The sequence below is a fragment of the Erythrobacter sp. LQ02-29 genome (genome assembly GCF_022576075.2).
Lineage (GTDB): Bacteria > Pseudomonadota > Alphaproteobacteria > Sphingomonadales > Sphingomonadaceae > Alteriqipengyuania.
Genome location: NZ_JANCNT010000001.1, coordinates 283992 through 296581, shown reverse-complemented (window position 1 = coordinate 296581; position 12590 = coordinate 283992). Strand labels below are relative to the sequence as shown.

General features: G+C 62.3%; 18 protein-coding genes and 1 pseudogene. 12 read left to right on the top strand and 7 right to left on the bottom strand.

Annotated features, from left to right (window positions below; genetic code table 11):
- Positions 1 to 6: 6 nt before the first annotated feature.
- Positions 7 to 150, bottom strand: coding sequence for a hypothetical protein (locus MKP08_RS01430; RefSeq protein ID WP_256969982.1), 144 nt, complete (start codon positions 148 to 150; stop codon positions 7 to 9).
- A gap of 314 nt (positions 151 to 464) precedes the next feature.
- On the opposite strand from MKP08_RS01430, the pseudogene MKP08_RS01425 reads away from it, so the two are divergent.
- Positions 465 to 1082: pseudogene (locus MKP08_RS01425) on the top strand (relaxase domain-containing protein); the annotation flags it as partial.
- 393 nt (positions 1083 to 1475) lie between these two features.
- Here the strand turns inward: MKP08_RS01425 and traL are convergent.
- Positions 1476 to 1763, bottom strand: coding sequence for a type IV conjugative transfer system protein TraL (traL, locus tag MKP08_RS01420; protein WP_006834208.1), 288 nt, complete (start codon positions 1761 to 1763; stop codon positions 1476 to 1478).
- A gap of 31 nt (positions 1764 to 1794) precedes the next feature.
- A complete protein-coding gene (locus MKP08_RS01415; RefSeq protein WP_241554590.1) occupies positions 1795 to 2127 on the bottom strand; it encodes a hypothetical protein in 333 nt (110 codons plus the stop codon).
- Between the two features lie 367 nt (positions 2128 to 2494).
- Between MKP08_RS01415 and MKP08_RS01410 the strand changes: the two genes are divergently transcribed.
- From MKP08_RS01410 to arsH, 8 genes are all read left to right on the top strand, one after another.
- Positions 2495 to 2986 (top strand): hypothetical protein, encoded by a 492-nt coding sequence (locus tag MKP08_RS01410; RefSeq protein ID WP_241554589.1) that lies wholly within the window; start codon positions 2495 to 2497, stop codon positions 2984 to 2986.
- Positions 2979 to 3194: an AlpA family transcriptional regulator gene (locus MKP08_RS01405; RefSeq protein WP_241554588.1), complete on the top strand. Its 216-nt coding sequence runs from the start codon at positions 2979 to 2981 to the stop codon at positions 3192 to 3194. The genes MKP08_RS01410 and MKP08_RS01405 overlap by 8 nt, the downstream gene beginning before the upstream one ends.
- Positions 3195 to 3454: 260 nt before the next feature.
- A complete protein-coding gene (locus MKP08_RS01400) occupies positions 3455 to 3787 on the top strand; it encodes a helix-turn-helix transcriptional regulator (protein WP_013832730.1) in 333 nt (110 codons plus the stop codon).
- Positions 3787 to 4317 carry an arsenate reductase ArsC gene (locus MKP08_RS01395; protein WP_241554587.1) on the top strand — a complete coding sequence of 177 codons (531 nt, stop codon included), beginning with the start codon at positions 3787 to 3789 and terminating at the stop codon, positions 4315 to 4317. Before MKP08_RS01400 ends, MKP08_RS01395 begins: the two co-directional genes overlap by 1 nt.
- A complete protein-coding gene (gene arsC / locus MKP08_RS01390; protein ID WP_241554586.1) occupies positions 4318 to 4746 on the top strand; it encodes an arsenate reductase (glutaredoxin) in 429 nt (142 codons plus the stop codon). It begins immediately after the preceding gene.
- Positions 4746 to 6032: an arsenic transporter gene (locus MKP08_RS01385; RefSeq protein WP_241554585.1), complete on the top strand. Its 1287-nt coding sequence runs from the start codon at positions 4746 to 4748 to the stop codon at positions 6030 to 6032. The genes arsC and MKP08_RS01385 overlap by 1 nt, the downstream gene beginning before the upstream one ends.
- Positions 6029 to 6352, top strand: coding sequence for a YnfA family protein (locus tag MKP08_RS01380; RefSeq protein ID WP_241554584.1), 324 nt, complete (start codon positions 6029 to 6031; stop codon positions 6350 to 6352). Before MKP08_RS01385 ends, MKP08_RS01380 begins: the two co-directional genes overlap by 4 nt.
- A 23-nt stretch (positions 6353 to 6375) precedes the next feature.
- Positions 6376 to 7140, top strand: coding sequence for an arsenical resistance protein ArsH (arsH, locus tag MKP08_RS01375; protein ID WP_241554583.1), 765 nt, complete (start codon positions 6376 to 6378; stop codon positions 7138 to 7140).
- Positions 7141 to 7270: 130 nt separating this feature from the next.
- On the opposite strand, the gene MKP08_RS01370 is transcribed toward arsH, so the two are convergent.
- Positions 7271 to 7660, bottom strand: coding sequence for a helix-turn-helix domain-containing protein (locus MKP08_RS01370; RefSeq protein ID WP_230291016.1), 390 nt, complete (start codon positions 7658 to 7660; stop codon positions 7271 to 7273).
- A 76-nt stretch (positions 7661 to 7736) separates the two neighbouring features.
- Here MKP08_RS01370 and MKP08_RS01365 point away from each other — a divergent pair, with 76 nt between their 5' ends.
- From MKP08_RS01365 to MKP08_RS01355, 3 genes are read left to right on the top strand one after another with little or no spacing between them, the layout of a single operon-like run.
- On the top strand, positions 7737 to 8084 hold the full coding sequence (locus MKP08_RS01365; RefSeq protein ID WP_241554582.1) for a mercuric transporter MerT family protein: 348 nt from the start codon (positions 7737 to 7739) through the stop codon (positions 8082 to 8084).
- Entirely contained in the window at positions 8077 to 8289 is a 213-nt protein-coding gene (locus MKP08_RS01360; protein WP_041558846.1) for a GDCCVxC domain-containing (seleno)protein, read from the top strand. Before MKP08_RS01365 ends, MKP08_RS01360 begins: the two co-directional genes overlap by 8 nt.
- Positions 8282 to 9610 (top strand): NAD(P)/FAD-dependent oxidoreductase, encoded by a 1329-nt coding sequence (locus MKP08_RS01355; RefSeq protein WP_241554581.1) that lies wholly within the window; start codon positions 8282 to 8284, stop codon positions 9608 to 9610. Before MKP08_RS01360 ends, MKP08_RS01355 begins: the two co-directional genes overlap by 8 nt.
- Positions 9611 to 9954: 344 nt before the next feature.
- Here the strand turns inward: MKP08_RS01355 and MKP08_RS01350 are convergent, their stop codons facing one another.
- The 3 genes from MKP08_RS01350 to MKP08_RS01340 are packed head-to-tail and all read right to left on the bottom strand — an operon-like array spanning position 9955 to position 12589.
- A complete protein-coding gene (locus MKP08_RS01350; protein ID WP_241554580.1) occupies positions 9955 to 10749 on the bottom strand; it encodes an SDR family oxidoreductase in 795 nt (264 codons plus the stop codon).
- Entirely contained in the window at positions 10746 to 11942 is a 1197-nt protein-coding gene (locus MKP08_RS01345; protein ID WP_215227343.1) for a zinc-dependent alcohol dehydrogenase, read from the bottom strand. Before MKP08_RS01345 ends, MKP08_RS01350 begins: the two co-directional genes overlap by 4 nt.
- A complete protein-coding gene (locus MKP08_RS01340; RefSeq protein WP_241554579.1) occupies positions 11942 to 12589 on the bottom strand; it encodes an SRPBCC family protein in 648 nt (215 codons plus the stop codon). The genes MKP08_RS01345 and MKP08_RS01340 overlap by 1 nt, the downstream gene beginning before the upstream one ends.
- Between the last annotated feature and the right edge of the window lies 1 nt (position 12590).

The following is a 12590-nucleotide window of genomic DNA, read 5'->3' as shown; positions in this document are numbered from 1 at the left end:
GTCGATTTAAGGCAGCTCAAACTCCACCTGGAGGGGCAGCGCCGCGTCGCCGATCAACTGCAGGATCGGCAGGAGCTTGTGCCGCTTGAAAAGTTGAACGCAGGGCGCGCTTCTGGTGATCTCGGTGCCGAAACCCGCTCCGATGCTCATCTGGATGCAGGTCCAACGCTACCTCTCGCCGCATTAAGAACCGGTGAGGATGCACCAGCAGTAGGCGCGGAACAGCATCTGTCCGAACCAGGAACCGCCAGTGATGACGCAGGTGAAAAGGATGGTTCGAAGCCTCAAGCCCGTTCGGCTGCCAACGGGCGCCAGCCTCTCACACCGGTCGAAAAAGACCTACGCGAAGGCGCGGTCGCAGATCCTCCCGAAAAGGATTTCGGCGAGTTCGAGCCCGACATGTGAAGACGAAATGGGGAGGGGTTTACCGGCCGCGGGGGGAGCCGTGACGAGGACCAGGCAAAATGCTTTCAGTCGCCAATGTGCGCTCCCCTTCGGCTGCTGCGAGCTATTTCGCGGCAGACAATTACTACACCGGCGCCGATGCCGATCGTTCCGGAACCTGGGTCGGGAAGGGAGCGGGACGACTTGGTCTCGAGGGCCGCGTCAGCGCCGAGCAGTTCGATGCCTTGCTGCGGGGAGAACTTCCCGGTGGTATCCAGGTCGGCAATGCGGGCCAAGCCCACAGGCCGGGAACCGACCTCACATTCTCACTGCCGAAAAGCTGGTCGTTGCTTGCGCTGGTGGGTGGCGACCAGCGGATAATCGATGCCTATCGGACGTCGATCTACGCGTCGGGACGGGCCTTACGGTCTGCGGTTAACGAGGCTGTCCAGCGCGGACTCAAGGCCAACGGCGAGCTCGGCCCACGATCGGGCCGGCTGACCGTTCATTCTCGGGTGAATGTGACGCACGAGGAGTTGCGATACCTTCGCACATATCAACCGGGCATGGTTCTCAATTTCCGCTCGCGCGACAGCACCCAGAAACTCTCCAAAGGCGACTACACCGTCAAAACCATCGACCAAGCGCGCAAGCAGCTCATGCTTGAGGACAGGAAGGGGCGTCTGCTCAAGTTCAATCCTGCGCGTTTGCGGCCGGGCGTAGCCGATAGTCGGCTGTCGCTCTTTGACCGCAAATCGCTATCCATCATCGAGGGTGACAAGATCCGTTGGACCGACAACGACCATAAGCGCGGGCTGTTCAACGCCGACCAGGCGAGGATCGTGGCCATCGACACAAAGGGCGTCTTAGTGGAGACATCAGCGGGCAAGGAGCTCCGCCTGAGCCGCGGCGACCCCATGCTCAAACGCATGGATCTCGCCTATGCCCTCAATGCGCATATGGCGCAGGGACTGACCTCTGATCGCGGCATCGCGGTGATGGACACCCGCCAGCACGGCAAAGCGGTTGCGTTGCCGCAGGTAGGTCTGCGCCTGTTCGTGCGCGAATTCTGCTCGCATGGTTTGCCTCCCTCAGCCCGCCAACAGGCGGCAGTGGGAGGGCGGCGTGGCTTTCAGCCCGAGAAAGCTCCCGGGCAGATACCAGTACGCAGCATGCACCAGTGCCGAACCGGCGCCGCGTGCCTTTGCCTTCCGCAAGGCAAGCCAGGCCCCGGCGGCCAGGCCGATACCGATGAAGATGTGCTGCGAGAGAATGCCCCAGGCGAAGGGAATGAGGATCCCTGCAAACTCGTCGATGGTCCAGAAGCCGATGAGCTCCGGGTCGTCGAGCCGCCGTGGAACGAGGTACCTGTCGGCCATGCCGCCCTCCTGTCGTGACCGGATCCGCTGATCAGATGACCGCGGTCACGACCGAGGTGACGATCGGTACGCCGGTGCCAACACCGATCCCGACGCCGACCGGTACCGCGACCTGGCCGAGCGAGAAGCGCCCGGAGGCAAGGCCGATCAGACCGCCTGCTAGGCTGAGCACGGTGATGATCTTGCCGCCCGAGCCTTCGAGGAAGTCGGTGAACTTGGTCAGCGCGGGATCGAAGGTGGTGTCAGCGCCGGCAAATGCGGCACCGGTGCAGGCCAGTGCCACGCAGGCCGGAAGAATGTAGTCGCGGCCACGGGCGCGGTTGAGCGTGCGCTGCTGGACCGGAAGGGCAGTCTTGGTGGTCATGGATGGAAACTCCGAGGGATTGAACATCAGCCAGCGATGCGTTCGCTGTATGTTCTTTCCTCTCCCCGGAGCCGGGCTGTAGGAAATCGGGAACCGGATTTTGGGGCTGCAGGCCAAGCAAAAAGCGACATCTGGAGCTGCGATGGACGGGATTCGCGCAAGTTGATCGCGGATCAGCGCCGACTGTGCCGAGTTTAGCGCGAAGCGTGCCGCGATGCGCGTGAACACGGCCGGAATTCGCGCGAATCGTCGAAGGAAGCTGATTCGTTCCTTCCTTTTTGTTCTCTAAATGTTCTTTTCGTTTTCCTACAGGCTTCCTTCGGGGTTAGCCGGTGAGTCGATCACTTCTAGAGATAAGGATTCGTCGATGACCAACATGACGCTCTTCGCCGAACAACAGGTTCGCGCCGACCTCGCCCGGCTTCTCTTGGCCGCCGTCGAAGCCAGCGGCCGTGCCCGCTGCGACATCGCGCGCGACGCGCAGATCCATAAGGATGCCTTGCGCCGGGTCCTTGCCGGCGAGCGCTCGGCCAGCCTCGGCGAAGCCTTGCGCGTTCTTGCCGCGAGCGGCGTCGCGCCGCACGCCCACCTGCTCCTGTTCCTCGTCAGCAGCGGCGATCACGCGATTGCGTGGCTGCAATCGGACCTCGCGCAATTCTTCGAGGACTTTTCCGGAGAGCTGCCTTCGGCGCTCGAACGGGTTCTTGGAAACCAGGTTCATGACGTGAAGCCGCGTTGGGCCAAGGGCACCGCGCACCGGGTTGCGCGCCTGCTCTCCGACCACATCGATGAGCTTGAACGAAAGGATGCGCTACTCGGCGATGTCTTTGCCAGTGTCGAAGGAGGCCATCGTGGGTGAAGAGGTCGATAAAGGAGCGACGGAGTGTCGCCGGGTGACGCGGCTCATTCGCTTGCCCGAGGTTCAGCACCGTGTCGGACTTGGCCGTTCGACGATCTATCGCTGGATGAGCGAAGGTAAATTTCCGAAGCCGGTACAACTCGGCGGCTATGCGGTAGCCTGGGCGGAGGATGAAGTGGAGGCCTGGATCACTCGAAAATTGGAGTGATCGTTAAGGGCCGCGAAGGGAACTGGTCACTTTTGGCAAGAAAGCGGATAAGCCCGCAGTCTAGGATTGATTGGCAATATCAAAACGACCGAACCGCAACAAGGTGGCTATTTCCGCGTCCCTTTTCGAAATCATTGCAGGGAAGCCGTACGTACTCGGAAGCGTCTGATTTCGATGATCAGAAATCTAGAGAGTAGCTAATCATCGATTATTTTCGATAGGAATTGACGCTGCTGCAAACCATCGATAATTACCGATGCGTGAAATCCGCTGCAGCACTCGCTTCTCTCTCTGCCCTCGCACATCCCACACGCCTCGACGCGTTTCGCCGTCTCGTCCGGAGCGAACCCGGTGGGCTTTCCACCGGGCAACTGGTCGACGCGTCGGGCCTCAGCCAGAGCACCTTTTCCAGTCACCTCGCCATACTCGTCGGAGCTGGTCTCGTCGTAACCGAGAAGCGGGGACGGCAGATGATCCAGCGCGCGAGCATCGGCGCATTGCGCGAGCTGATGCTGTTTCTCGCCAAGGACTGCTGTGGGGGTCGCGCGGAGCTTTGCGAACCGCTCATCGCCGAACTTTCCCATTGCTGCTGATGGAGCCGACAGTGCCTGACCAACCTTACAATGTCCTGTTCCTCTGCACGGGCAACTCGGCTCGCTCGATCCTGGGCGAAGCGCTGATGAACAAAATGGGCGGAGGCCGTTTCCGTGCCTACAGCGCGGGCAGCCAGCCTAAGGGCGACGTGCACCCGATGTCGCTCGAAGTGCTCGAGAGCTTCGGTTATCCGACCGAAGGCCTGCACTCGAAGAACTGGAGCGAGTTCACCAAGCCCGGCGCACCCGAGTTCGATTTCATCTTCACCGTCTGCGACAATGCTGCGGGCGAGAGTTGTCCGGTATGGCCAGGCAAGCCGCTCACCGCGCATTGGGGCGTCGAGGATCCCGCCGCAGTCGAGGGCGATGGCCAGCGGCAGGCTTTCGTCGATGCGCTCAGCTATCTCAAACGTCGGATCGAGCTGTTCCTGATGCTGCCGCTCCAAAGCATCGACGAAATGTCTGTGCGCAGCAAGCTGGCCGCCATCGGCCGCGAAGAAGGCGCGAGCGCCAAGGCCAAGAAATCCTGAATGACCACCGACATCGTCATCTATCATAATCCCGAATGCGGGACCTCGCGCAATACGCTGGCGATGATCCGCAACGCCGGGATCGAGCCGCATGTTGTCGAGTATTTGAAAACGCCGCCCTCGCGCGCCATGCTCGAAAGCCTGATCGAGCGCGCCGCAATCAGTCCGAGGGACCTGCTGCGCGAAAAGGGCACGCCTTATGCCGAACTGGGGCTCGGCGATGAGAGCCTGAGCGATGCAGCGCTGATGGATGCGATGATGGAGCATCCGATTCTGATCAACCGTCCGCTTGTCGTCTCCCCGCTCGGCGTCCGCCTGTGCCGTCCGTCCGAGGCGGTGCTCGACATTCTGCCAAGTCCCCAGCAAGGGGCCTTCACCAAGGAGGACGGCGAACAGGTCGTGGACGCGGCGGGCGAGCGTATCGCCTGATGCTGCTGGCGATCGCGATCTTCGTGGTCACCATCACGATGGTGATCTGGCAACCGCGCGGGCTCGGCATCGGGTGGAGCGCGATCGGCGGAGCACTGCTCGCCCTTGCCACCGGCGTCATCTCGCTCGCCGACATCCCGGTGGTGTGGGACATTATCTGGAACGCGACCGGCGCTTTCGTCGCGGTGATCCTGATCAGCTTGATACTCGATCGTGCCGGGTTCTTCGAATGGGCTGCGCTGCATGTGGCGCGGTGGGGACGCGGCGATGGTCGCTGGCTGTTCGTGCTGGTGGTATTGCTGGGTGCAGGCGTTGCCGCGATCTTCGCCAATGATGGTGCGGCACTGATCCTGACCCCCATCGTGATCGCGATGCTCCGGGCGCTGGGATACAACGCCAAGGCGACGCTGGCTTTCGTCATGGCGGCAGGGTTCATTGCCGATACGTCGAGCCTGCCCTTGGTCGTGTCCAACCTCGTCAACATCGTGTCGGCTGACTTCTTCGATATCGGCTTCGGCGAGTATGCGCTGGTCATGATGCCGGTCGATCTTGCCGCCATCGCAGCCACTCTGGCGGCGCTGCTGCTGTTTTTCCGCAAGGACATTCCCGCCAGCTACGACGTCACCCAGCTGCGCGCTCCCGCAGAAGCGATCCATGACCGCGCGACCTTCCGCGCCGGCTGGGTGGTGCTGGCCCTGCTGCTGATCGGGTTCTTCGTGCTCGATCCTCTCGGCGTGCCGATCAGCGCCGTCGCTGCGGTCGGCGCGCTGGCGCTGATCGCCATCGCAGCGCGCGGCCACGTCATTCCCACAGGCCAGGTGATCCGCGAAGCGCCCTGGCAGGTCGTGATCTTCTCGCTCGGCATGTATCTGGTCGTCTACGGGATGAGCAATGCAGGGCTTGCCACCATGCTAGCCGGGTTGCTGGAACGTTCCGTCGAGGGGGGCGTATGGGGCGCGGCCTTCGGAACGGGCATTCTGTCCGCCGTGCTTTCCTCGGGCATGAACAACATGCCGACCGTCCTCGTCGGGGCGTTGTCGATCGATGCTACCAGTGCCACGGGCCCGGTTCGCGATGCCATGATCTACGCCAACGTGATCGGCTGCGACCTCGGGCCGAAGATCACGCCGATCGGTTCGCTCGCGACCCTGCTGTGGCTGCATGTGCTGGGACAGAAGGGCGTGAAGATCGGTTGGGGCTATTACTTCCGCGTCGGCATCACGCTGACGACGCCGATCCTGCTGGTGACCCTGGCGGCCCTCGCCCTGCGATTGAGCCTCGCATGAAGCTGTTGCTCGTCTATCCGCTCGCGGCGCTGTTCGAAATCGCCGGTTGCTTCGCATTCTGGGCCTGGTGGCGGCTGGAGAAGAGCCCCCTGTGGCTGCTGCCCGGGATGGTGTCGCTGGCCCTGTTCGCCTGGCTGCTGACGCTCGTCCCGACCGACGCTGCCGGTCGCGCCTTCGCGGCCTATGGCGGGGTCTATGTTGCCGCATCGCTGCTGTGGTTGTGGATCGTCGAGGGCACCACGCCTGACCGCTGGGACTTCGTCGGCGGCGCGGTCGTGCTTGCCGGTGCTGCCATCATCCTGTTCGGCCCACGCGGCTGATTATCCAGGTCTGGAGATCCTTTTTGTCCCGAGTTCGTCTGTTGCCCGATCCCGACAGCTTCCCCGCGCTCGATCCGGCCTTCGTCCATGCCCGCCCTGCCGAGGGCCTTGGTGCCGACCCGTCACCGCCGCGTATCCTGTTGCTCTACGGCTCCCTGCGGGAGCGCTCGTATTCGCGCCTCGCGGTCGAGGAAGCCGCGCGACTGCTCCAGCTGTTCGGCGCTGAGACGCGCATCTTCGATCCCTCCGACCTTCCGCTGCCGGATCAGGTCGGCGGTGACGACCATCCTGCCGTTCACGAACTGCGCGAGCACGCCTTCTGGTCCGAGGGCATGGTGTGGTGCAGCCCGGAGCGGCACGGCCAGATCACCGGCATCATGAAGACCCAAATTGATCACCTGCCGCTCAGCATCGGAGGCATGCGTCCCACGCAGGGGCGGACGCTGGCGGTCATGCAGGTGTCGGCGGGCTCACAGTCCTTCAACACCGTCAACACGTTGCGGCTGCTTGGCCGCTGGATGCGGATGTTCACCATCCCCAACCAATCCAGCGTGCCCAAGGCCTACGAGGAATTCGACGAGGCGGGGCGCATGAAATCTTCCGCGCTCTACGACCGCATTGTCGACGTCATGGAAGAACTCGTCCGCTTCACGGTGCTGCTGCGCCCGCATGCCGAACAGTTGGTCGACCGGTATTCGGAGCGCAAGGAACGGAATATTCCGGTCCCCACGCCTGCCGACGCAGCCGGCGTTATCGCAACTGGGCGGCCGGGTGCGAGGCGAGAATGAAGGGGACGGTACTGGATCGGGTAAAGGCATTCATAGAACGCCTCCGGCTGGAGCACGATCTGGATTTTCGGTCCAAGTTCTCCTCGAGGCAATGGACAGGATCAACATGCGAGCGTTGCCGCAACCCAATTCAAATCGCTCCCGCCAGGCTTTCAACCACAGGACAGCAACCATCTGGACTGCTGTCGCACCGCGATACGAGAGTTGCCAGGGCTGATTCCATTTTCCGAAGGTCAACCAGCTTGGCACGGACATTCGACAGGTGCTGCGCCGCGATAGCCTGTACTTGGTTGCAATTCTCGTCAGGCTGTGGGGCGAGGTCGAGCAGGGCCTGAACCTCTTGCAGCGAAAAGCCGAGTTCGCGGGCACGCTGGACAAAGCGAAGGCGCTCGAGGTCAGAGGGGCCGTAGTCGCGATACGAACCCTTTCGTGGCGGTGGTTCGATGACTCCGATCCGTTCGTAGTAGCGGATCGTCTCTATGTTGCATCCACTTCGCCGCGAGACTTCGCCGATCTGCACCCGTAAACCCCTTGAGTCTGTAGTTGCTACAGACTGTAGATACGGTCGCGACTCGAGTTTTGCAAAAGGACATCCAATGCGCAGCCCTGGCACATGGTGGAACGGTTTGGCGACGGGTGGCGGCATCGCTGCGGCTTTTGGGGCAGCTGCCTGCTGCGCTCTTCCTCTCGCTCTCGCCTCGGCCGGAGTGGGTTCGGCCTGGCTGGGCAGCATCGCCCCGATCGTCGGCCCTTATCGCACGCCCCTGATTGTTCTGGCTTCGGTTCTGCTGTTCGCCGCGGCCATACGTCTCCTCTGGCAATTCCGGCAAGCGCGAGCTTGCCCGACCGATGCGGCATGCGGTTCGTCGACCTATCGGGCTCTTACCGCCGCCGGCATTGTCATTGGTGTCGTTCTTTTGGTCGGAGCATTCCTCTATGGCTGATCCGATCCTGATCTCCCGCCTGCGTTGTCCCGAATGTGGGCACGAGAAGGACGAGGAGATGCCGACGAACGCCTGCATGTTCTTCTACAACTGTTCGGGTTGCGGCGTGCGCCTCAAGCCGGTGCATGGCGATTGCTGCGTATTCTGCTCCTATGGCACGGTTCCCTGTCCACCGATCCAGGAAGGCGATTGCTGCGATGGCTGAAGCGTTCGATTTTATCGCGATCGGATCGGGAACGGCAGCTCAGGTCGCTGTCCATCGTATGGCCGATGCAGGCAAACGCTGTGCAGTGATCGATTACCGCCCCTACGGCGGGACCTGCGCGCTGCGCGGCTGTGACCCCAAGAAAATGATGGTGAGCGGCGAGGAAGCGCTCGCGGCGTTTCGCCGGATGAACGGAAAAGGCATTCGAGGGTCGGCTTCGATCAACTGGGGTGGGCTTCAGGCCTTCAAGCGCAGCTTCACCGACCCGGTGCCCGGAAAGCAGGAAGCGCGTTATGATCGCAAAGGTATTGCGACCTTCCACGGCGCAGCACGGTTTACCGGTCCTGATCGGCTCGCGGTCGAGGATCAGGAACTGCAGTTCAGCCACGCCCTGATCGCAACTGGAGCGATCCCCCGCCCGCTGGGAATTACAGGTGAAGAGTTGCTCACCCACAGCGATGCTTTTCTCAACCTCGACACACTTCCCGAGCGCATCGTATTCGTAGGCGGCGGATATATCGCTGCGGAATTCGCGCATCTGGCCGCACGCGCAGGCTCAAAGGTCACGATCGTTCAGCGCGGGCGCATCCTCAAAGCTTTTGATCCCGACATCGTCGATTGGCTGATGCCAAGTTTCGGACAACTCGGAATCGAGATCGTTGACGCTGAGGTCACTAGCCTGAGAGCCGCGGGCGAGACCCTGGAGGTCGAAGCCGGCAATCGGGTAATCGAGACGGATTTGGCTGTGCATGCCGCGGGTAGAGGTCCGGCACTCGGCAAGCTCGATCTGGAAGCGGGAAATGTGGCGAGCGACGATGAACGCTTGCTTCTCACTGCGCAGCTACGCAGCCAGAGCAACGATAAGGTGTTCGCCGCTGGCGACGCGGCGGCGAAGGGACCGCCTTTGACGCCGGTATCCAGCCACGATGCGAAAGTCGTGGTGGAGAACATCCTCGATAACGGCGATCGGACGCCGAACTACGACGGAGTGCCCAGTGCCCTGTTCACCGAGCCGCCGGCAGCCAGGGTCGGCATGTTGGAAAGCGAAGCGCGCGAAGCCGGCCTGGAGTTCAACGTCAACGCCGGATCCCACCCCGAATGGTTTTCGGCGCGACGCCTGAACGCACAGATTTATGGGCACAAACTTCTAATCCAGGTTGGGACGGGACGCATACTCGGCGCCCACCTGGTCGGTCCCGATGCAGACGAACTGATCAACGTCTTTGGTCTTGCTATCCGGCATGGCCTCACTGCAGACGACATCAAGGCAACAATGTTTGCCTATCCGACGGCTGCGTCCGATGCGGGATACATGGTCTGACGAGATTCCCAAGTTCGATGCCCGAAAAAGGCATCGAACCAATGCATTAGACGGCTTTTGCGGGCCTTTTGCGGGCTCTTTGCATAAACCGAATTCCCTAAATAGCTGAAAATAGATGGAAAAATAGGCCGAATGTGATGCCTCTTCTGGCACCATTCTATGAGATCGCCGGAAAGGTGATTCTCAACCTCGGCATTGAAAAGCTCGGATACTGGTCGGCTCGTCGGACGGGCGCGTCTCTGCGAAGAGTCGTTCGCGTGGGCTGGCCGATAGCGGCGCAATCGATCCTCTCCGAGATTATCGATCGCGCCGCAGCCGTTTCTGATGGTGTCGGACCGCGCCGCCTACCTCTCCGGCTTGGCGAGGCGGCGGTGCATCTGGGCGACCAGTTCGTCCGGCAGGATACCGGCAAACACGTCCTGCACCTTGTTCATGAAGCCGCTGACTTCCTGCGTTTCGCCCTTAAGCAGCGCGTCGTATCCGTCGCGCGCGACCTTGGCCGGATCGGCCTTGCTGTCGGACTGGCCCGCAGCGGTATCTTCCATTCCTGCCCGGTCGAAGAATTCGGTGTCGGTGACGCCGGGCATCAGGCAAGATACGACCACCTGCGTGCCCTTGAGTTCGTTCGCGAGCCCGACGCAGAAATCGTTCACGAACGCCTTGGTCGAATTGTAGACCAGCTGATAGGCACCGGGCATATCCCCGGCGATCGAGCCGGTGACGAGGATCCGGCCCGCATCGCGCAGGACCATCTGCGCGCCGATCTTGTGAACGAGCGAGACGGTGCCCTTCACATTCGTATCGATGACATGGGCGATCTCGTTCCATTCCTGTTCGAAGAAGGCATGGCCCAGCCCGTGTCCGGCATTGGCGATCAGCGTATTGACCTGCCGCTCGCCCACCGTTCCGGCGACGGTATCGATCCCGTGCTTGGTCCCGAGATCCACTTCGAGCGTTTCGACCGAAGCCGCGCCGCACGCTTCCACCGCACCCTTGGCCGTCGAAAGGTCGCGATCGGCGACCAGCAACAGGTCGCATCCGTCGGCTGCTGCCAGCTTGGCGAGTTCGAGACCGATCCCGCTCGATGCACCGGTGACGATGCAGAAGCCGGAGAGTTTGTCGATCGGGTTCTTGCTCATGCTGCCTTCTCCTGCATATCCTGGCCTGGCTTGAGGACCACCTTGGTCCATTCGTCCTGTTCGTCGTGGAAGCACTTGTAGCCGCGCGCCGCGTCTTCGAGCGGCAGGCGGTGCGAGATGAGGAAGGTGGTATCGAGAGTACCGTCCTCGATCTTCTCCAGCAGCGGTTTGGTATAGCGCTGGACGTGGGTCTGGCCGGCGCGCACCTGCAATGCCTTTTCCATCATCGCGCCCAGCGGGAACTTGTCCGCCATGCCGCCATAGACGCCGGGGATCGACACGCGCCCGCCGGGACGCACCGCGAGCAGTGCCTGGCGCAGCGCCGCGGCGCGATCGGCACCGATACCGATCGTCTGCTTCGCGTAATCGAGGATGTTGTCGGGCGCGAAGCCGTGCGCCTCCATCCCGACCGCGTCGATCACGGCATCGACGCCGATCCCGCCGGACATTTCCATCAGCGCCTCGCGCACGTCGGTCTTGCGGAAATCGATCACTTCCGCGCCCATCTGCTTCGCAAGCGCGAGCCGGTTGGGGTAGTGATCGATCGCAATCACCTTGCCCGCACCCATGACGATGGCGGATTGCACCGCGAACAGGCCCACCGGCCCGCAGCCCCACACCGCCACGGTGTCGTCGGGCTGAATCTCGGCGTTCTCCGCCCCCATCCATCCGGTCGGGAGGATGTCGGACAGGAACAGGACCTTGTCGTCCTCCAGATGGTCGGGGATCACGATCGGCCCGACATCGGAAAACGGCACGCGGACATATTCCGCCTGTCCGCCCGAATACCCACCGGTCAGGTGAGAGTACCCGAACAGCCCGGCCATGGGATGGCCGTAGAGCGTGGCGGACATGTCCTGCTTCTCCACCGGGTTGGAGTTCTCGCAGCAAGAATATTGCTGGATCTTGCAGTGGAAGCAGCCGCCGCAGCTGATCGTGAAGGGAACGACGACGCGCTGCCCCTTCTTCAACGTACTGTCCTTGCCCGTTTCCACCACCTCGCCCATGAATTCATGGCCCAAGACATCGCCGGCCTGCACGCCGGGAATCACTCCGTCGTAAAGATGGAGGTCGCTGCCGCAGATCGCGGTCGAGGTGATCTTCAGGATCGCGTCGCGCGGGTTGATGATTTCAGGATCGTCGACGGTATCGACGCGCACATCGTGGGTGCCATGCCAGGTCAGGGCTCTCATCAGTTCTTCTCCTGTTGCTTCGCCGCCCGGGTGTTATCCCGACGGTGCGCCGAAGTGGCGATTTCGCCCGTTTCCATCAGCATCTTGAATCGCTTGAGATCATGGCGTGCCTGCACCTCCGGTTCGCGCAGGAACAGCTTGGCGGCGAGCCGCCCGAGTTTGCCCATCGGCGGATCGTACTCGATCACCAACGAGACGCGCGTCCCGCGATCGCCTGGCGCGTCCGCGAATTCGACAAAGCCGGTGGTATCGATGTCCGATCCCTCGACCGAGCGCCACGCGATGCGCTTGCCCGGCTGATCGTCGGCAATCTCCGTCTTCAGATCGACCGTCGTGCCCGCGGGCGCCTTTATCGTCCAGACGTGGTGATCGCCCTCGGCGCGGATCCGTTCGACGTTTTCCATCACCTGCGCCAGGTTCTGGAAATCCTTCCAGAAACGGTAGAGCTCGTCGCGCGGTTTGCCGATCGTGACGGTGCGACCCACCAGTGCGTTCTCCGCCCCGGACTGCCTGCGCGTGCGCCGGGGCGCATCGTCTCCACCGCCGGAGCGGCGCTGCGCCAGCAATGCGCCCAGTGCGACGCCCCCGACGGTTAGGCCCACCCCGGCCAGGGTACCGGCAATTCCGGCTTTTGCGTGTCGTGTCATG